At 35.4% G+C, this 19935-nt stretch carries 21 protein-coding genes; 10 read left to right on the forward strand and 11 right to left on the reverse strand.

Going from position 1 to position 19935, the window contains the following annotated elements; genetic code table 11:
- Position 1: 1 nt before the first annotated feature.
- Together J3U24_RS09915 and galU are read left to right on the forward strand one after the other, a co-directional pair.
- On the forward strand, positions 2-499 hold the full coding sequence (locus J3U24_RS09915) for a DUF2569 domain-containing protein (RefSeq protein ID WP_065735220.1): 498 nt from the start codon (positions 2-4) through the stop codon (positions 497-499).
- 30 nt (positions 500-529) lie between these two features.
- Positions 530-1444 (forward strand): UTP--glucose-1-phosphate uridylyltransferase GalU, encoded by a 915-nt coding sequence (galU, locus tag J3U24_RS09920; protein WP_065561799.1) that lies wholly within the window; start codon positions 530-532, stop codon positions 1442-1444.
- 80 nt (positions 1445-1524) lie between these two features.
- On the opposite strand, the gene J3U24_RS09925 is transcribed toward galU, so the two are convergent.
- From J3U24_RS09925 to orn, 5 genes are all read right to left on the reverse strand, one after another.
- Entirely contained in the window at positions 1525-2946 is a 1422-nt protein-coding gene (locus J3U24_RS09925) for a cation:dicarboxylate symporter family transporter (RefSeq protein WP_267337653.1), read from the reverse strand.
- 122 nt (positions 2947-3068) lie between these two features.
- The gene (locus tag J3U24_RS09930; RefSeq protein ID WP_267337652.1) at positions 3069-4394 is read right to left on the reverse strand and encodes a CoA-disulfide reductase; all 1326 of its coding nucleotides are present in this window, start codon (positions 4392-4394) and stop codon (positions 3069-3071) included.
- 154 nt (positions 4395-4548) lie between these two features.
- Positions 4549-5526 carry a ferrochelatase gene (gene hemH / locus J3U24_RS09935; protein WP_267337651.1) on the reverse strand — a complete coding sequence of 326 codons (978 nt, stop codon included), beginning with the start codon at positions 5524-5526 and terminating at the stop codon, positions 4549-4551.
- The gene (gene waaA / locus J3U24_RS09940) at positions 5523-6800 is read right to left on the reverse strand and encodes a lipid IV(A) 3-deoxy-D-manno-octulosonic acid transferase (protein WP_267337650.1); all 1278 of its coding nucleotides are present in this window, start codon (positions 6798-6800) and stop codon (positions 5523-5525) included. Before waaA ends, hemH begins: the two co-directional genes overlap by 4 nt.
- Positions 6801-6802: 2 nt before the next feature.
- Entirely contained in the window at positions 6803-7357 is a 555-nt protein-coding gene (gene orn, locus J3U24_RS09945; RefSeq protein ID WP_416379918.1) for an oligoribonuclease, read from the reverse strand.
- An 81-nt stretch (positions 7358-7438) separates the two neighbouring features.
- Between orn and rsgA the strand changes: the two genes are divergently transcribed.
- Positions 7439-8464: a small ribosomal subunit biogenesis GTPase RsgA gene (gene rsgA, locus J3U24_RS09950; protein WP_267337649.1), complete on the forward strand. Its 1026-nt coding sequence runs from the start codon at positions 7439-7441 to the stop codon at positions 8462-8464.
- A gap of 81 nt (positions 8465-8545) precedes the next feature.
- On the opposite strand, the gene J3U24_RS09955 is transcribed toward rsgA, so the two are convergent.
- A complete protein-coding gene (locus J3U24_RS09955) occupies positions 8546-9097 on the reverse strand; it encodes an HdeD family acid-resistance protein (protein WP_065561805.1) in 552 nt (183 codons plus the stop codon).
- A gap of 176 nt (positions 9098-9273) precedes the next feature.
- On the reverse strand, positions 9274-10947 hold the full coding sequence (dauA, locus tag J3U24_RS09960; protein ID WP_065735213.1) for a C4-dicarboxylic acid transporter DauA: 1674 nt from the start codon (positions 10945-10947) through the stop codon (positions 9274-9276).
- Between the two features lie 185 nt (positions 10948-11132).
- Between dauA and J3U24_RS09965 the strand changes: the two genes are divergently transcribed.
- On the forward strand, positions 11133-12500 hold the full coding sequence (locus J3U24_RS09965; RefSeq protein WP_267337648.1) for a histidine-type phosphatase: 1368 nt from the start codon (positions 11133-11135) through the stop codon (positions 12498-12500).
- A 3-nt stretch (positions 12501-12503) separates the two neighbouring features.
- On the opposite strand, the gene dtd is transcribed toward J3U24_RS09965, so the two are convergent.
- From dtd to rpsT, 4 genes are all read right to left on the reverse strand, one after another.
- Positions 12504-12938: a D-aminoacyl-tRNA deacylase gene (gene dtd / locus J3U24_RS09970; protein WP_267337647.1), complete on the reverse strand. Its 435-nt coding sequence runs from the start codon at positions 12936-12938 to the stop codon at positions 12504-12506.
- 17 nt (positions 12939-12955) lie between these two features.
- The gene (locus J3U24_RS09975) at positions 12956-13789 is read right to left on the reverse strand and encodes a virulence factor BrkB family protein (protein WP_065735210.1); all 834 of its coding nucleotides are present in this window, start codon (positions 13787-13789) and stop codon (positions 12956-12958) included.
- A gap of 12 nt (positions 13790-13801) precedes the next feature.
- Positions 13802-14386: an SPOR domain-containing protein gene (locus J3U24_RS09980; protein ID WP_065735209.1), complete on the reverse strand. Its 585-nt coding sequence runs from the start codon at positions 14384-14386 to the stop codon at positions 13802-13804.
- A gap of 117 nt (positions 14387-14503) precedes the next feature.
- A complete protein-coding gene (gene rpsT, locus J3U24_RS09985) occupies positions 14504-14767 on the reverse strand; it encodes a 30S ribosomal protein S20 (RefSeq protein WP_025316521.1) in 264 nt (87 codons plus the stop codon).
- A gap of 229 nt (positions 14768-14996) precedes the next feature.
- On the opposite strand from rpsT, the gene pgk reads away from it, so the two are divergent.
- The 6 genes from pgk to rplL all read left to right on the forward strand — a co-directional run bounded on the left by pgk (position 14997) and on the right by rplL (position 19764).
- Entirely contained in the window at positions 14997-16160 is a 1164-nt protein-coding gene (gene pgk, locus J3U24_RS09990) for a phosphoglycerate kinase (protein WP_065561811.1), read from the forward strand.
- Positions 16161-16233: 73 nt separating this feature from the next.
- Positions 16234-17313: a class II fructose-bisphosphate aldolase gene (fbaA, locus tag J3U24_RS09995; protein WP_065561812.1), complete on the forward strand. Its 1080-nt coding sequence runs from the start codon at positions 16234-16236 to the stop codon at positions 17311-17313.
- A 169-nt stretch (positions 17314-17482) separates the two neighbouring features.
- Complete coding sequence (rplK, locus tag J3U24_RS10000) at positions 17483-17911, forward strand: 50S ribosomal protein L11 (protein ID WP_034884321.1); 429 nt, start codon at positions 17483-17485, stop codon at positions 17909-17911.
- 3 nt (positions 17912-17914) lie between these two features.
- The gene (gene rplA, locus J3U24_RS10005) at positions 17915-18616 is read left to right on the forward strand and encodes a 50S ribosomal protein L1 (RefSeq protein ID WP_065561813.1); all 702 of its coding nucleotides are present in this window, start codon (positions 17915-17917) and stop codon (positions 18614-18616) included.
- Positions 18617-18839: 223 nt separating this feature from the next.
- Positions 18840-19337 carry a 50S ribosomal protein L10 gene (gene rplJ, locus J3U24_RS10010; protein ID WP_065561814.1) on the forward strand — a complete coding sequence of 166 codons (498 nt, stop codon included), beginning with the start codon at positions 18840-18842 and terminating at the stop codon, positions 19335-19337.
- A gap of 58 nt (positions 19338-19395) precedes the next feature.
- Positions 19396-19764: a 50S ribosomal protein L7/L12 gene (rplL, locus tag J3U24_RS10015; RefSeq protein ID WP_065561815.1), complete on the forward strand. Its 369-nt coding sequence runs from the start codon at positions 19396-19398 to the stop codon at positions 19762-19764.
- Positions 19765-19935 lie beyond the last annotated feature (171 nt).

The following is a 19935-nucleotide window of genomic DNA, read 5'->3' on the forward strand; positions in this document are numbered from 1 at the left end:
TATGACGGATAATCCAAAACTTAAAGGATTAGGTGGCTGGCTTATAGTTGTTGCAATATTCATCGTATTTACGCTTGTACTAAATCTATTCACTATTGGCTTTATTGTAATGACTTTGAAGTTCCATGGGAGTGATTTTATTAATCAAGTTTCTGACCAATATATTCCTAATATTAGTTGGATTTTATTTGTAGAAATAGGTCTAAACGCAATTTTAATTCTTTTTGCTATTTATTTGCTTTATCTTTTTTTTACTAAAAACTATAAATTTCCTTATTATATGCTAGGTTATCTAGTCACTTCATGTTCATTTCTTCTTTTGGACCAATATCTTTGTTATCATTATACTAAACTTCCGATCGAATCAAGAGAGATAGCTAAAACAGTAAAACAACTCATTTGGAGCGGTATTTGGGCTGCTTATATATTAAGATCAGAGCGAGTTGTAAATACCTTTGTTGAAGGACAATGTAAAAGTCATAACAATATAATTAATTAATTTATCATTTTATTATTTTAAGGAATTAAAATGCCATTAAATTTTGAATCATCTGTTAAAGGAAAAGTTAAAAAAGCAGTTATTCCTGTTGCTGGTCTTGGCACAAGAATGTTACCTGCAACCAAAGCGATTCCTAAAGAGATGTTACCTGTGGTTGATAAACCACTTATTCAGTATGTTGTCAAAGAGTGTATTGCGGCAGGGATAACTGAAATTATTTTTGTAACGCACTCGTCTAAAAATTCTATAGAAAATCACTTTGACACCAGTTTTGAGCTTGAAGCTATGCTTGAGGCCCGAGTTAAACGTCAACTTTTGCAAGAAGTACAAGGGATTCTGCCAAAAAACGTGACGATTACTAGTGTTCGCCAAGGATTAGCAAAAGGACTTGGTCATGCTGTACTTTGTGCTTATCCTTTAGTTGGTGATGAGCCTTTTGCTGTAGTATTACCGGATGTGATTATTGACGAGTATGATAGTGATCTTGCTCAAGATAATTTAGCGGCGATGATTAATAATTATCATAACACTAAACATAGCCAAATCATGGTCGAACCTGTACCAAAAGATCTTGTTTCATCTTATGGTATTGTTGACTGCCGTGGTGAAGAGTTATCAGCTGGTAATATAGCGCAAATGTATAGTGTAGTTGAAAAACCGTCAATTGAAGAAGCTCCATCTAACCAATCAGTTGTTGGGCGTTACGTTTTATCTGAAAAAATTTGGCCACTTTTAGCTAAAACGCCTTTAGGTGCTGGAGGTGAAATTCAATTGACTGATGCAATTGCGATGTTACTTGATGAAGATCGAGTGGATGCATACTGTATTAAAGGCCGAAGCCACGACTGTGGAAATAAATTGGGTTATGTACAAACTTTTGTACAATACGCAATGCGTCACAAAAGTTTAGGTGATGATGTTAAAGCATGGTTAAAAACCATTTAATTTTGTTTTTCCGCTGATATAAAAAGACGCCAATTGGCGTCTTTTTGTTAATTAAATTAAACTGAAAATTATCTTTATTGTTAAACTTCAGACTGTTCATTATCCAAAGTCACATTAGGATCATTATAAATATCCATATTCATTAATCCAACTTCATGATCGGTTGCTATTGCAGCGGTCATTGATCCAGATACATTAGCTAACGTTCTAGCCATATCAATGATTGGATCGACGGCTAACACCATACCAATTAATGGGAAGTATTCAGCCATACCCATGCCTGAAAGTACGACAGTCGCTGCAACTGTTGCAGTGCCTGGAATACCTGCGATACCAATTGATCCGATAACTACCACAATGACTAGCATTATATAGAATTGAATATCAGTATTAATGCCTACCATATGAGCAACCATAACCGCGAGTAAGGCTGGGAAAAAGCCAGCGCAGCCATTCATTCCCATTGTACTTCCGAGTGAGCCAACTAGATTCGCTGTACCTGTATTTACCCCCATTCTAACGGTCAATGTTGAGATAGTCATCGGTAATGTACCAACAGATGAGCGGCTAGTGAAAGCAAGTAACCATGTGCCAAGTGCTTTTTTGATAAATACGATAGGTGAAATTCCATGAAGCATGACAATCACAATATGCACAACAAGCATTATTATGGTTGCAAGGTAAATCGCTAATACAAAGCTTGATACATCAATAATTGCTGGGATACCGTTTGAAATAATTGTACGAGCAAGTAAAGCAATCACCGCATAAGGCATATATTTAATAATCGTCATGGCAATTGACATGATAATTTTATAGAGCGCCTCAATAAAGGTTTTAAAAAGAGCAATAGGTTGTGGATTCTTTTTTTCCATTCGGTTAGCGGCAAGTCCCATCAATGCTGAAAAGATAACTAAGCCTACAATATTCTCTTTTACCATAGAGCCGATGATATTACTTGGAATAAGATTCACGAAAGTGTCAATAATATTGGTATATTGTTTGGCGGTAGCCGTTTTGGTTGATGCTGAACTCAACTCACCTAATGATAATAAATTTGCTAAAATAATACCGACAATACAAGCGATGGCTGTAGTGAATAGTAACCAAAAAATTCCTCTGAATGCTATTTTCGGCAAATTGTCTTTACCAGAAAAATCAATAATCACTTTTACAATTGAGACAAAAATTAATGGAATCACTAACATGCGTATGAAGGCAATAAAGGCACGACCAAACAAACCATACCATGTTGCTGTTTCTTGCATCCAAACAGTTGAACTTTCTGGAAAACCGGCTGCAGCTTGAATACCTAAACCAATAACAGCACCAAGCACCAATCCGACTAACATTCTAATGGAAAAATTAACTTTTTTGGTTTGCATCGGTCGCATGACGGCAAAAAAGCAAAGCAGTAATAAACCAATCCCGATTAAAGTTTGATAATGGGTGATGGATAAGAACTTTTCGAAAAAAGTGCCCTGAAAAATGGCATCTGACATGTTTACCCCCAGCTTTTGGATAAAATTGAATTAATTTTTAATAATCTTTTATGGTTTGGATTAAAACCAAACCACATATTTTGAATTTTAATAATTTTGCAAATATTTGAGATATTTCAATACTATTTAGCAATGCCCCCAGCGATATTTAAAATATCCCATGGTCTTGAAAAAGGTGGTGCATATAAAAAGTCCATCATGGCTAATTCATCAATTTTCATATTAGCCCAAATAGCGGTGGCTAAACTATTCGTTCTTAATACAGCACCACAGCCCCCAGCAATCTGTCCACCTAATAAAATACGAGTTTCGGCGTGATAAATAAGTTTAGCCGTGACGCTAGTTTGCCCTTCAACATAGTTACTATGATTTTTATCTTTAACTACTACTGTTTTATATGGGATACCAGTTTTAATAGCTTGTTGTTCGGTTAATCCTGTTCGACCGGCTTCAATATCAAATACCCTTAATGCTGATGTCCCAAGGGTTCCTGGGAATTGATTGTTACCGCCTGCTAAATTGTCACCAACAATTTTACCTAATTTGTTCGCTCCGGTCGCTAATGGAATATAAGTCATTGATTGGCTAACGCGATGATGAAGCGCGACACAGTCGCCTGCAGCATAAATATCAGCTATGTTAGTTTGTCCATAATTATCAACGACAATTGCACCATTACTAAGAGTTTCAATATTGAGATGTTTATAAACTTCGCTATTAGGCTTTACTCCTGTGGCAATAATGACAATGTCGGCGGGATATTTAGCTTTATCGGTGATAACATGAGTAACTTTTTGTTCACCTTCAAAGCCTTGTACTTGCTCTTGTAGATGTAAATCACAATGTTGTTTTAGATTTTCTTCAATTATCTCAGTAAGTTCTGGATCGAAGGCATCGGTCAAAACTCTATCATCTAATTGAATTAATTTTACGTTTTTATTCAATTTTACTAACGATTCGGTTATTTCTAGCCCGATATAGCCAGCACCAATGACCACGACATTGGTATTTTGGTTTAAGGCTTTTTTTATTGCTAGACCATCATACATATCGCGTAAAGTGAAAATATTTTCCAGTTGTCTATTTTCTAAAGGTGGAATTATTGGTATCGCCCCAACGGCAATGAGTAACTTATCATAATCATCGTCAAAGCAATTATTGTTTTTGATATCTTTGACGGTGACTTTTTTTAAATTAGGATCAATAGCGATAACTTCATGTAATGTTTTGATTTCAATGCCATCTTTAGCAAATTGTTCTGGCGTTCTGGATATCATTTCATTTTCATCGCCAAAATGATTGCCAATAAAATAAGGTAATCCACAAGCTCCAAATGAAACTATATCTGATTTTTCATAGATACAAATTGTCGTATTGGGGTCCCTTCTTTTGGCTTTTGCAGCAGCACTTGCTCCAGCTGCTTGAGCGCCAATGATGATTATTTTCATCGATAATTCTCCTTTGAGCGCAGATAATTTTTAACTATCATCCTAACACAGGTTATCATCTAGGTTAAATTAGTTGGTAATTTAGCTTTAATCTTAATCAATTTTACGTTCAGCTGATGTGATTTTGGGTAGTTTATTATCGTTAGAATAAATATCAATTAGTCAAAAAAGTTGAGGAACGGGGTTTTTGAAGTATATTTTTGATTAATTCCACCTGTAATGGCGTATCGTTTAAGGCTGGAATGTAATAAAACTGTTTACCACCAGCATTTAAAAATATTTCTCTGTTTTGCTCATCAATTTCATGGAGTGTTTCAATGCAATCCGCCGAAAAACCCGGGCAGATAACATGGACATGTTTGGTCCCGGTTTTAGCTAGGTTTTCTAATATATCGCTGGTGTTTGGTTCAACCCATTTCCCTTTACCAAATTTTGATTGATAAGCCATTTTGATTGGTAAGTCGATACCATTATCTTGGCATTTTTTTATCAATAACTGGGTTGTTAACTGGCATCTTTGCACATAGTCATCTTGCCGTTTATCAATATAGCGTTGAGGTATGCCATGATAGGAAAGAAGCAATACATCAGGTTGTCCTTGCGTTGAAAAAGCTTGTTGCACTTGTGAATAAAGCGCATCGATATAACTTTCGTCATCTGCATAATCACGAATATAGTTAATCTTGAACGCACAATCACGAATAAGTTGCTTAATTTTATCTAATACCGCCTGAGTTGTAGTTGTAGAATATTGTGGAAATAACGGTAATAGTGTTACTTTTTCACATGATTTTAAATTATTTAGTGCGGATTGTAAGCTCGGTTCACCATAGGTCATGGCTAATTCGCATTGTATATCAGGTAATGCTTGTTGTAATTGATTCATCAAGCGTTTACTGTAATGGAGTAATGGTGATTCATCATTTATCCATATTTTTTGATAATGGTTAATGATGTAGGGAACGCGTTTAGGTAATACTAGGTATTTTAGTATTGGATACCAAATAAAAGCAGGAAGATCGACAACATGACGATCGAGTAAAAACTCTGTTAAGTAAGAGCGAATTGCCTCTGGCGTTGCAGCACTTGGCGTACCTAAATTAACAATTAATACTCCCTGTTTGTTTTTCATCGGTTATCCTTATATGGTTCAAGATAGTGATGGATAACCTTAAGTAGGCGATTTAGTGCTCCTTGGTTTCTTTTTAATACTTGATATGCGTTTTCGCCGATTTGCTGACAACGATTGTCGTCATTCAATAAGCTGTTTACAGTTGAATAGAGTGAATCAGCTGTGCTGTCACATATCAACATACCATTAGCTTCAATTAACTGTTCACAAATCACTTTAAAGTTAAAAAAGTATTTACCGCTAATAATTGGAATATGGTGTAGTGCCGGTTCTAATGGATTGTGACCACCATGTTCAATTAAGCTACCGCCAACAAAAGCGATATTAGCTAAGCCATAAAGTTCTAATAGTTCTCCCATGGTGTCGCCCAAAATCACTTGCGTCTGCTCAGTTGGGATTTGCTTCGTGCTTCGTTTGATATAATTTAACTTATTATCGGAAATTAGTTCTTCAACAGTTTTAAAACGTTCTGGATGACGCGGAACTAAGATAAGTAATAAGTTAGAGTGATTTTTTAGTAGTCGTTGAAATGCTGATAAAATGATTTCATCTTCACCTGAATGTGTGCTCGCTGCTATAAGAACTGGTCGATTTAATTGCCATTGCTGTTTTAATTGCGCAAGACTTTGTTTATCAGTTAGTTCAATATCAAATTTAATACTACCGGTTACGGTTAAATGCTCTGTTGGCAAACCTAACGATAAAAATCGCTCTCCATCTTGTTCGTTTTGAGCGGCGACAGTGCTGATTTTAGTTAATAGTTTACTAATCGCTTTTCCTAATTTGTGATACCTATTGGCTGAACGTTCAGATAATCGCGCATTAGCAATAATTAATGGGATTTTTTGGTTATGGCATTGGCTAATTAAGTTTGGCCAAAGTTCGGTTTCCATGATTATGACTAATTTAGGTTTAACTGCTTTTAGAAAACGATGTATTGCACAGGGCAAATCATAAGGTAAATAGACATGGCTAACGCTATCTTTGAGTAGCGTCTTAACTTGTTTAGAGCCAGTAGGTGTCATTGTTGTAACGGTAATTGGTAACTGCGGATATTGTTTTTGAAGTGTTTTTATCAATGGAATTGCTGCGAGTGTTTCGCCGACAGATACCGCGTGAACTAAAATTCCACCTGATTTGACTTTATTTTTACAAAATCCATAGCGTTCTAACCAACGCTTACGATAATCTGGTGCTTTGCGACTGCGCCAAAGCAGTCTAAACCAGACAAGCGGTTGGATTAAATAAAGTAAAATCGTATATAAAATATTCATGATTACTCATTAGTTAGATTGAAAAAGTGTTCTCGGTAATAAAGTAATTCAGCGATTGAGTCGCGAATATCATCTAACGCTTGGTGAGAACTCTGTTTACTGATACCTTTTAATATTTCAGGTTTCCAGCGTCTGGCTAATTCTTTAATCGTACTGACATCTAAATAACGGTAATGAAAATACTTTTCTAGATTTGGCATATAATTGAACAGAAAACGTCGGTCTTGACCAATCGTATTACCACAGATTGGTGAACAGTTTTCGGGAACCCATTGTTTTAAAAACGCAAGAGTTTGTTGTTCAGCTTGTTGTTCGGTAACCGTACTTTGACGAACACGATCGATTAATCCTGACTTGCCATGCGTTTTTTGATTCCAATCATCCATAAGCGCAAGTTGTTCATCTGTTTGATGAATGGCAATGACTGGACCTTCAGCGAGAATATTTAAATTAGAATCAGTTACAATAGTTGCGATTTCGATAATGCGATCGCTATTTGGATTGAGGCCTGTCATCTCCAGATCAATCCATATCAGATTATTTGATAGAGTAGTCATAATTTGTGGTATAAATTTTCTTTTTAATGCTGAGTAGTGTAGCATAAGTACTAAACTGTTTGACCAAAAAAATTAGCAACCGTGGCAAAAAATCAACTTTCAAAAAATCAAAAAAGGCGTATGGCCGCTAAGCATCAACAACGTTTAGAAACTAAGATGGATGAAAATCTATCAAATTTCTCTGCGCCTCGTGAAGGGGTGGTGGTAAGTAGGTTTGGCAAATCAGCGGATGTTGAAGATAATGCTGGGATTATTTATCGATGTAGTATTCGCCGTACTTTACCGTCATTAGTGACGGGGGATAAAGTATTGTGGCGTGAGAGTTTGGAACCGAATACTAATGGTATTATTGAAGCAGTTCATCCTCGTCATTCCGAGTTAGTACGGCCTGATTTTTATGATGGAGTTAAGCCTGTTGCAGCAAATGTCGATCAAATTGTTATTATTTCAGCCGTTTTACCTGAATTATCGTTTAATATCATCGATCGGTATTTAGTCGCTTGTGAGGTGACGAAAATTAAACCTATTATCGTATTGAATAAAATTGATTTACTTGATGAGCAAAAAAAACAAGAAATTGAGCAACAGTTTCTTATTTACACTAAAATTGGTTATCAGGTTTTATTTGTTTCATGTCAGTCACAACAAGGTATTGAACCTTTACAGAAGGTTTTAGATGGTAAAATTTCTATTTTAGTTGGTCAATCAGGTGTCGGTAAATCCAGTATCATCAATTTACTATTGCCTCACAACCAAGCTACGCTAACCGGTGAAGTATCTGAAATATCTGGGCTTGGCCAACATACCACAACTTCAACTCGGCTTTATCATTTACCAAATGGCGGGGATATTATTGATTCACCAGGAATTCGTGAGTTTGGTTTATGGCATTTAGAGCCAGAGCAAGTTATTGCTGGTTTTGTTGAATTTGATGATTATTTAGGAGGTTGCCAATTTCGTGATTGTAATCATTTAGATACACCGGGATGTTTACTCCAGAAAGCTGTTGCACAAGGCGCGATTGCACCATCAAGGTTAGATAATTACCATCGAATATTACATTCAATGCGCGAAGTCAAAGCGAAAACCAATAAAAGTTATAAATAGTTGCTTTTGGTTAGAACGTTTTATTTTTGAACTGTTGAGGCTTATTGCTCACAAGCCATGTTGTGAGCAATAAAATGAAATTTAAGATCTATGATTTTTTAGTGCAAAACCAATTGCAATATAAGCAAAGCCTTGGAAAACTAAATCTATACCTAAAAACATTCCTAATACCCAAACGCTATCATATGGCCAGCCTGCCATTAACATAAGTCCTAAAATGATGTTAATCACCCCAGAAAAGACGACCCATCCCCAACGAGGTATGTTGCGGTTGCTCATTGCAGCAAAAATTTGAGTAAATCCACTAATCGTCAATAATAAAGAAATTAATAATGTTAATGCGCTTGAGACCGCGATCGGTTGGAAAAACGACATAGCGCCAATGAAGATATATAAAATCCCCATGATTGCCCATAAAGCAGTTTGGCCAAATCCTTTGATGTTAAAAGAGTGGATTACTTGGATAATCCCTGCGATAAAAAGGAGTGAACCGATAAAATAAACAGAAAAAACGGTGGCTATGAATTGATACCCTAATGCCAAGCAACCGAGAATAATTAAAACTATACCAATAATAATAAACCAATTTGATTTTTGTTTAAAACTTTGAATAGTGTTTTCATTAGCTATCATATTTATTTCCTGTTGTTAATGTAATGTATTAAATGAACACCATCTTTCTGAGTTAATCTTGACTCATATGAAAAAGGGAAGTGTACATAGCTGATAAAAAATACTTAGTGAAAACTCGGACGATTTACTTTCACTAAGTATAATATTTAATCAATATAATAAAATCAATTTTGATATTAAATTTTATCTTTCAGTGCTTCATCTAAAGTTGAATAAAACATTAATTTATTTGATACAGGTACAATTCTCGCCCGAGCTAAGGTTTTTAATGGTTGGAATTGCAATTCGCAAATAGATAGATCAACTGACTCTGGTAATTCATCAATAAAATGGATAAGTGCATTTAAGCCTCCTGCATCTAGGATAGGTACCGCATCCCATTGTAAAACAATATGTTGATAACCATTGATTTTTTGGTATAACTCTAAAAAAGTCCGTTCAGCAGCCGCAAAGAATAATGGACCATTAATTCTTAGCACTAACGTCTTTTCATTGCTTTGGTTCAATTCGACCAAACGAGTCATACTAGCAATACGACGCATAAACAGTATTGAGGCTAATACAATTCCAAGCGTAATAGCGATTACCATGTCGAATAATACGGTAAGGGACATGCAAATAAGCATGATCATGATATCGTCTTTAGGTGCGCATTTAATAATGTAGATAACGCGTTGAATGGCACTCATATTCCATGCAACAATTAATAATAATGCTGCCATAGCTGATAATGGAATAAATGATAAAAGTGGGGCAAAACAGATAAGTGCCAATAATACGATTAATGAATGCAATACGGCGGCAATTGGCGATGTTGCGCCCGCTTTGACATTTGCCGCTGAACGCGCAATAGCCGCTGTTGCTGAAATGCCACCAAAAAATGGCGCAATGATATTTCCTAAACCTTGGCCAATCAGTTCGCTATTTGAATGATGTTTGGTATGGGTCATTTCATCTAATACAACTGCGCATAGTAGTGATTCAATCGCACATAACATAGCCATCGTTAATGAGATTGGAATTAAAGCGGTTATTGTTGACCAATCCCATGTGAAACTTGCATGTTCCCATGGTAAGATAAATTCTGGTAAAACAGGCGGAATACCATGACCAACAGTGTTATCGGCTAATGTATAAGTGAATCGTGAACCGATTGTTTCGATTTGATAGCCAAATTGATTGAATACTAACATGGTTAGTATACCAGCAATTAAAGCCGGTAAATGGCCAGATATTTTTACTCGAAATTTTGGCCACATGATTAAAACAATCAGTGTAACTAAGCCAACAAAGGTATCTGCGATATTAATGGTTGGAAAAGCTTTAACTAGTTCAATAACTTTATTAACATAATTTTCTGGCATGTGTTCTAGTGTTAAGCCAAAAAAATCTTTTATCTGCATGGTGGCGATGGTTATTGCAATACCAGAAGTAAAACCTAGCACCACTGGTAGAGGAATGTATTCGATTAATCGACCTAAACGAATTACACCCATCAATATTAAAAAAATGCCTGAAAGTAGAGTGGCAATTAATAGACCTGATAAGCCAAATTGTATGGAAACAGGATATAGAATGACCACAAACGCCGCAGTTGGGCCGGAAACACTAAAACGTGATCCTCCAGTGAGAGCTATCACGAAGCCTGCTATAATTGCGGTATAGAGGCCATGTTGAGGGGCAACACCACTTGCAATAGCTAAAGCCATAGCAAGCGGGATAGCAATAATGCCAACCGTTATTCCGGCAATTAAATCTTTAAGAAAACGAGTTGTGTTGTAAGGAGTATTTATGCATGCAGATATAAACGCACAGCTTATTTTAATACCAGAAAGGCCATATAATTTCATTATGTTTTAAAGCAGTTAAATGAGTTATAAAAAGTAGCTAATAAGATAATCTTTTTTTAAAAAATTGAAAGAGTATTCTAAAAATAATTGTATGATTTTCAGTTAAATTATGTGATTAATGGTATAAAATGCTTTAAAAGCACGCTCTTGTTATTTTGCTCTTATATTATTAGGTAGGAGTCATTATGTCTTTTATAAAACAATCTTTTTTTATCCAATTTTTAATCTTAGTCATCAGTTTACTGATGTTTTCACCATTAAGTTTTGCAGAAATGATAACATCAGGTTCAAAGACCGCGTATCAGTATGATAAACAACAGACTCCTGCACCAGATGGATATCAAGCATTTTATATTGATCATATTGGTCGGCATGGTTCACGTTATATTAGTAAACCTAAATATGAAGATATTGCTTATAACGTATTAATTTTAGCTGATAAAAATAATCAATTAACCGAAATGGGAAAATCATTATTAAGGCAAATTATTCGTATTAAAGCATTGAATAAAAATCATTATGGTCAGCTTACTGATCTTGGTCGAAAAGATATTAGTTTAATTAGTCAACGCATGTTAGCCAATAACCCAACGGTTTTTAAAGGACAAAAAATCGAAGTGATATCATCAACCTCACCAAGAGCTAAAGAAACAGCAGAAATTTTTATTAAAACATTTAAAAATAACTATTCTGATATCAATATTTATCAACAACCAGAAGATCAACAAACTCTATTACGTTTTTTTGAATATTCTCCGACTTATAAAGAATATAAAAAGAGTAAAAGTGTTAAAAATGCCTTAAAATCGCTAGAAAATTCGACTAAAACAGTAGAGATGAGTCAAAATGTTGCAAGTTTGATATTTACTCAAGGCTTTTGTAATGAGTTGAATAATGGGATTTCTTTACCTGAAAAATCTTCAATTAAAACAGCAGATTTTGTCATTGCAGTTTATCAACTTTATCAGGAGTTATTATCATTTTCTCCTGAAATTTTAGCTGATAACCATCTTGATTTTAGCCTTTATTTCACTAAAAATCAGTTATCATGGTTTGACACGGTAGTCACTTCTAAAAATTTTTTACAAATTGGTCCAGCGTTTGATGCGAATGGTATCCAGATTAAAATTGCTGCGCCATTATTGTTGGATATGTTAAAAACAGCTGATAAGGCAATAACTGATAAAAATATTGATGCTAATTTACGGTTTGCTCATGCTGAAACTATTTCGCCATTAGCAACATTGCTTGAACTTGAAGGCACTTATACTGCTGTTAACTTAGTCGCGGATTATCCATTCGTTTGGCAAGCAGAAAAAATTATTCCTATGGGCGCTAATATTCAATGGATTTTTTACCAAAGCAATCAACCCCATCAACCCATTTTAATCAAAGTGATGTTAAATGAAAGAGAAGTGCATTTACCATTGAAAACCGATAATTATCCGTACTACCGTTGGGACGAGGTAAAACAGTTTTATGAAAATAAGCTGAGTAAACTGGGTCTTACTGATAATAACACATCTTTAGAATGGCTAAATAAAGTAAAATAATTTTTAAACTTGTAGCCAAAAAGTTACGGGTCCATCGTTAATAAGAGAAACCTGCATGTCAGCGGCAAATTGTCCAGTTTGTGTCTCAATTTGTTGCTGACATTGTCTAACAAAAAATTGATAAAGTTCATTAGCTTTATCGGGTGGAGCTCCTTTTGTGAAACTTGGGCGCATACCTTTTTGAGTATCAGCGACCAGGGTGAATTGAGAAACAACCAACAATTTTCCATTTATTTGCTGAACATTGAGATTCATTTTGTCATTAATATCACTGAAAATACGATAGCCGAGTACTTTTTCACTCAAGCGTATTGCTTTTTGCTCGTTGTCATCTTGTTCAACACCGAGTAAAACAAGTAATCCCTGATCGATTTGACCAATAATTTGATTATCAACAGAAACCGATGCTTGTTTTACACGTTGGATTAAGGCAATCATAATTTATATTATTCCAGTTAAGATTGGGGCTTTAATAGCGCTTTTTGTTGTTTATTATAGTCAGCGAGTGTTGCTGCAAATTCGGCGCCAAACAAAACAATACACCATGAGCAGTAGATCCAAACTAACATAATGGGAATTGAGGAAACTACCCCATAAATAAGTTGATAAGTCGGAAAAGAAGTAACATACAGCGCAAAAGCACGTTTACCAATTTCGAATAATATTGCTGCAACTAACGCACCAATTGCTGCTTCTTTAAATGGAATTGATTCAGTTGGAATAATGCTGTAGAGCAACCAAAATCCAACAACCGATATGATAAATGGTAAAGTACTTAGTAGGAGATCACCACTAGCAGCATTCGATAACCATTTTAGGGAAAATATATAAGAACTTACTGCAACACTTGAGCCAACTAAAATAGGACCTAATGTTAAAATTGTCCAATACATGGTTAAGTTATACATGAATGAACGTTTACGTTTGGTTTGCCAGATACGGTTTAGTGCATTATTAATAGAATTAATAAGTAGTAATGATGTTACTATTAAACCGATAATTCCGATAAATGTCATTTTTTTTGTATTGGCAATAAATTGTTCTAGGTAATTTTGAATGGTGTCACTTGCAGTAGGGACAAGATTGCTATAAATGAGCTGTTTTAATGATTGGCTAACTTCATTAAACATAGGAAACGCAGAAAGTAAAGAAAACACAACAGTTATTAATGGGACTAATGCAAGTATTGTCGTATAAGCTAGTTCTGCCGAGGATGAGGTTAAACGATCATGATTTATACGAGACCATAACATTACCAAAAAGGTCTGTATATGCTTAAGTATATTCATAATATATCTTATTTAATTAGAAATAATACAGTTATTAATTCCATTCGTTTTTAAAGTGTTTAATGCTTTTTGCACATCACCTTTATTTGTATAAGGCCCAACGGTAACTCGATATAACTGCTGACTTAAAGATATGTTACCACTAATACCGGTCATTGCCAAAGATGCTTTTAATGTATCTGCATTTGTTTTATCTTTAAAAGCACCACATTGTAGTAACCATTTATTATTATCATTACTTGATGATATAGTCGATGTGGTCGTGGTGTTATTCATAAAGCTATCTAATATTTGTTGCCGTTCACTTGCCATTTTATTTGAGTTGCTACTAGCATTTGGTGTTTCCAATTCTTTAAGGTAAGTCCAGCGTTCTTGTGGTTTTTCCGGCAGGGTTATTGCTGGAGATTCAGTTTTGACTTTTGGTTTTTCAACTGGTTTTTCAGAAGAATTGGTTGAAAGATAATATAGAATAGAAGAAAACAAAATAATAATGATGATTGCAAGGAATATCATTAAAGATGGGAATAATCGTGACTTATTTTTTTTAGCTTTTCCTTTTGATTGGCTCTTTTTTCTTACATAATCACGCTGAACCACAATACGCTCTCTTTTCTTTTATTCACATAAATTTAAATAATAGTATATAAATAAAAAAAGTGGCTTACACCACTTTTTTTTAATTTTCTTTAACTCTATTGTCAACAGATTAGAAAATTAAGCTAATGCTTTAATCTGTTTAATTAAATTCGCTTTATGACGTGCTGCTTTGTTTTTGTGGATTAGACCACGAGCCGCTTGACGGTCAACAACTGCTTGCATGTCTTTGAATGCTACTTCAGCTGTTTGTTTATCACCAGCTGCTACAGCTGCGTAAACTTTTTTAATATAAGTACGCATCATTGAACGGTTACTAGCATTATGTTTACGGCGTTTTTCGGACTGAACCGCACGCTTCTTAGCTGATTTGATATTAGCCAAAGTCAACTCCCAAGTTTAGATAAAAAATACATATTAATAAGGCGGGGAAATATGCCTGATTTTCTTTCTATTGTCAATGCTGTTACATAAAAAAATTTCCTATATAGTATAAATTACTAATTTCTACTAAATGTTTACTATATAACCGATAATGGATGTAACCTAAAAAGAAATTTTATGTTAGAATAGCAAAAATTTTATTGTTTTTATATTTAAAAGAGGAAGTCTCATGTCTATCATTAGAATGCAAGATCTTGATCTAAAAGGGAAACGTTTATTTATTCGCTCAGATCTTAATGTGCCGGTCAAAAATGGTAAGGTTACTTCTGATGCTCGAATTAAAGCATCATTACCGACTATTGAAGAAGCCATTAAAAAAGGCGCTAAAGTAATGGTTACTTCTCATATTGGCCGTCCTACTGAAGGCGAATATAACCCTGAGTTCTCTCTACAACCAGTGGTTGATTATTTAAAAGAACATGTTTCTTTCCCTGTTCGTCTAGTAAAAGATTATCTTAACGGTGTTGACGTTAAAGAAGGCGAACTAGTTGTTCTTGAAAACGTACGTTTTAATGTAGGCGAAGGTAAAGATGATGAAACTTTATCTAAAAAATATGCAGCACTTTGTGATATCTATGTAATGGATGCATTTGGTACTGCTCACCGTGCTCAAGCTTCAACTCATGGCGCTGGTAAATTTGCTCCAGTTGCTTGTGCAGGTCCATTATTAGCAGCTGAACTTGATGCTTTAGGTAAAGCGTTAGATAATCCAGCTCGTCCAATGGTTGCGATTGTTGCTGGTTCTAAAGTATCAACAAAATTGACTGTTCTTGATTCTTTATCAAAAATCGCTGACCAAATTATTGTTGGTGGTGGTATTGCAAATACATTTATCGCAGCTGAAGGCTATAATGTGGGTAAATCACTTTATGAAGCTGATTTAATTCCTGAAGCAAAAAAATTAATGGCTAATTGTCATATTCCAGTTCCTACTGATGTTCGTGTAGCAACAGAATTTAGTGAAACTGCAACAGCTACTGAAAAATCAGTTGCCGATGTAAAAGAGAATGAACAAATTCTTGATTTAGGTGATAAATCAGCTGAAGCATTAGCAGACATTATCAAAAAAGCCAAAACTATATTATGGAATGGCCCTGTTGGCGTATTTGAGTTCCCTAATTTCCGTCGTGGTACCGAGATTGTTGCTAAAGCAATTGCTGATAGCCAAGGTTTCTCAATCGCAGGTGGTGGTGATACATTAGCTGCAATTGATTTATTTGGTATTGAAGATAAAATCTCTTATATTTCAACTGGTGGTGGTGCCTTCCTAGAGTTTGTAGAAGGTAAAAAACTTCCTGCTGTTGCAATGCTAGAAGAGAGAGCAAAAGCGTAATAATTTTCTATATGAAGGATGAGCCAATCACTCATCCTTTAATTTTTATATAAATAAATCTATAGGTATTAAAATGGCTACAAAGATTTCTGATGTCGTTAAACCTGGTGTTGTAACCGGTGATGATGTTCAAAAAGTGTTTCAAGTTGCTCGTGAAAATAATTTTGCATTACCAGCTGTTAACTGTGTTGACACTAATACAATTAATGCAGTAATCGAAACTGCGGCTAAAGTTGGTTCTGCTGTTATCGTTCAATTCTCTAATGGTGGTGCTCAATTCATCGCAGGTAAAGGATTGAAATTAGATGGGCAAGAAACTGCTGTTTTAGGTGCAATTTCTGGCGCTAAACATGTTCACCTTATGGCTGAAAAATATGGTGTGCCAGTTATCGTTCATACCGACCACTGTGCTAAAAAACTTCTTCCATGGGTTGATGGATTACTTGACGCAGGTGAAGCTCACTTTGCTAAAACGGGTAAACCTCTATTCTCTTCTCACATGATCGATCTTTCAGAAGAATCTTTAAAAGATAATATTGATATTTGTTGTCAATATCTTGCTCGTATGTCAGCAATGAAAATGACATTAGAATTAGAGCTTGGTTGTACTGGTGGTGAAGAAGATGGTGTTGACAATAGCCATATGGATAGTTCAGCACTTTATACTCAACCTGAAGATGTTGCTTATGCTTATGAGCGTTTAAGTGCAATTAGCCCACGTTTCACTATCGCAGCTTCATTCGGTAACGTTCATGGTGTTTATAAACCAGGTAATGTTAAATTAACGCCAAAAATTTTAGATAACTCTCAAAAATATGTATCTGAGAAATTCAATTTACCAGCTAAATCATTGAACTTTGTGTTCCATGGTGGTTCTGGTTCTACTCCTGAAGAAATTGCAGAAGCAGTAAGTTACGGTGTTGTTAAAATGAACATCGATACTGATACGCAATGGGCAAACTGGGCTGGTGTTTTAGAATATTACAAAGCAAATGAAGCTTACCTTCAAGGTCAATTAGGTAATCCTGAAGGCGTTGATGCTCCAAATAAAAAATATTATGATCCACGCGTATGGTTACGTAAAGGTCAAGAATCTTTAGTTGCTCGTTTAGAACTTGCATTTAAAGAACTTAATGCGATCGACGTACTTTAATATCATTCATTATTATATAAAAGCAGGGCTATTCCTGCTTTTATTTTATCCGCTAATAAAAAGTCTTGCATTTTTGTATTAGTTGTAGGATAATTTCGCCCTCATTTAACTTAGGGGAGCTGTCTATTGATTAATAGAAGCGTTTGCACCCGAGAAAAAGGAAACTAAAATGGCAAAAAAAGTACAAGCCTACATCAAGTTGCAAGTTGCAGCTGGTGCAGCAAATCCTAGTCCACCAGTTGGTCCAGCACTTGGTCAACATGGTGTTAACATCATGGAATTCTGTAAAGCATTTAACGCTAAAACAGAAAGCATGGAAAAAGGTCTACCTATTCCTGTTGTTATTACAGTATATTCTGACCGTTCATTTACTTTTGTAACTAAGACTCCTCCTGCGGCTGTATTATTAAAGAAAGCAGCTAAAATCAAGTCTGGTTCTGGTGAGCCTAATAAGAAAAAAGTAGGTAAAGTAACAAGCGCTCAAATTCGTGAAATCGCTGAATTGAAAGCTGCTGATATGAATGGTGCAACTATTGAAACGATGATGCGTTCTATTGAAGGTACTGCTCGTTCAATGGGCTTGGAAGTGGAGGGTTAATTCATGGCTAAATTATCTAAGAAAGCTAAACTTATCCGCGAAAAAGTAAACGCGACTAAACAATATGAAATCAATGAAGCAATCGCTTTATTAAAAGAATTTGCTACTGCTAAATTTACTGAAAGCGTTGATGTTGCAGTTAATTTAGGTATTGATTCACGTAAATCAGATCAAAATGTGCGTGGTGCTATCGTTCTTCCTCACGGTACTGGACGTAGTGTACGTGTTGCTGTATTTACTCAAGGTGCAAACGCTGATGCTGCTAAAGAAGCTGGTGCTGAATTAGTTGGTATGGATGATCTAGCGGATCAAATCAAAAAAGGCGAAATGGACTTTGATGTTGTTATTGCATCTCCAGACGCAATGCGTGTTGTTGGTCAATTAGGTCAAATTTTAGGGCCACGTGGTTTAATGCCAAACCCTAAAGTTGGTACTGTAACACCTAACGTTGCTGAAGCAGTGAAAAACGCTAAAGCTGGTCAAATCCGTTACCGTAATGATAAAAATGGTATTATCCATACTACTATCGGTAAAGCTGATTTCGATGCAGATAAGCTTAAAGAGAATTTAGAAGCATTACTTGTTGCATTAAAACGTGCAAAACCAGCATCTTCAAAAGGTGTATTTGTGAAGAAAGTTAGTCTTTCTACTACAATGGGCGCTGGTGTTGCTATCGACCAAGCAACTTTAAATGCATCTGTTTAATTAATTGTTAAACAAAGAATCGGTTGGTGTCTGGCCTTAACCAGACCCCGTCCAAGACCGTAGGTGTAATTGATATTTAATTACTTAATCTTCCTACGTAGACGGTGACAGAACCTGATAAGATATAATACAGGCATTCTGCTCATCGTGATTGTGCTAACTACATTTGTAGTTAGTTTAAATAATTCTAGGCTTTGCCTAGTTTAATCCAGGAGCAATACCAATGGCACTAAATCTTCAAAATAAACAAGAAATTGTTGCTGAAGTTAATGAAATCGCCAAAGGTGCGCTATCTGCAGTTGTAGCTGACTCTCGTGGCGTAACTGTAGAAAACATGACTGCATTACGTAAATCTGCTCGTGAAGCTGGTGTTTATATGCGTGTTGTTCGTAACACCTTATTACGCCGTGTTGTTGAGGGAACTCAATACGAGTGCTTAAAAGATTCGTTTGTTGGTCCAACTCTAATTGCATTTTCAAATGAGCACCCAGGTGCTGCTGCGCGTATTTTTAAAGCGTTTGCAAAAGAAAATGATAATTTTGAGATTAAAGCCGCAGCCTTTGAAGGTGAGTTAATTACTGCAGCGAACATTGATCGCTTAGCAACATTACCTACTTATGAAGAAGCATTAGCTCGCTTGATGTCAACCATGAAAGAAGCCGCAGCTGGCAAATTGGTTCGTACTCTTGCAGCGGTTCGCGATCAAAAACAAGCTGCTTAATAGCGCTGTGATTGTGAATTTTATTAATTAAAAAAATGTAAATTTGGGAAACTATATTATGTCTATCACTAAAGAACAAATTTTAGATGCAGTTGCAGAAATGTCTGTAATGGATGTTGTTGAACTTGTATCAATGATGGAAGAAAAATTTGGCGTTTCTGCAGCAGCAGCTGTAGCAGTTGCAGCAGCTGGTCCAGCTGAATCAGCTGAAGAAAAATCTGAATTTGATGTAATCTTAAAAGATGTTGGCGCTAACAAAGTAGCTGTTATCAAAGCAGTTCGTGGTGCAACAGGCTTAGGCTTAAAAGAAGCAAAAGATCTTGTTGAATCAGCTCCAGCAACAGTTAAAGAAGGTGTTAGCAAAGCTGACGCAGATGAACTTAAAAAGGCACTTGAAGAATCTGGTGCAGTTGTCGAACTTAAGTAAGTTTATCAATAGCAAGCTAAACGGCTGGGGGTTTTATACCTCCAGCCTTTTTGCGCTGTAATAAGTCAAATAATTTTATTTGAAGATTATCAATAAAAAGTAATAAAGAAATAATATATTTATTAAGCCTAATCAATTGATATTTATAGATATTTTCGATGAGGTGTCAGG

The sequence above is a fragment of the Gilliamella sp. B2785 genome, assembly GCF_026537005.1.
Lineage (GTDB): Bacteria > Pseudomonadota > Gammaproteobacteria > Enterobacterales > Orbaceae > Gilliamella > Gilliamella apicola_E.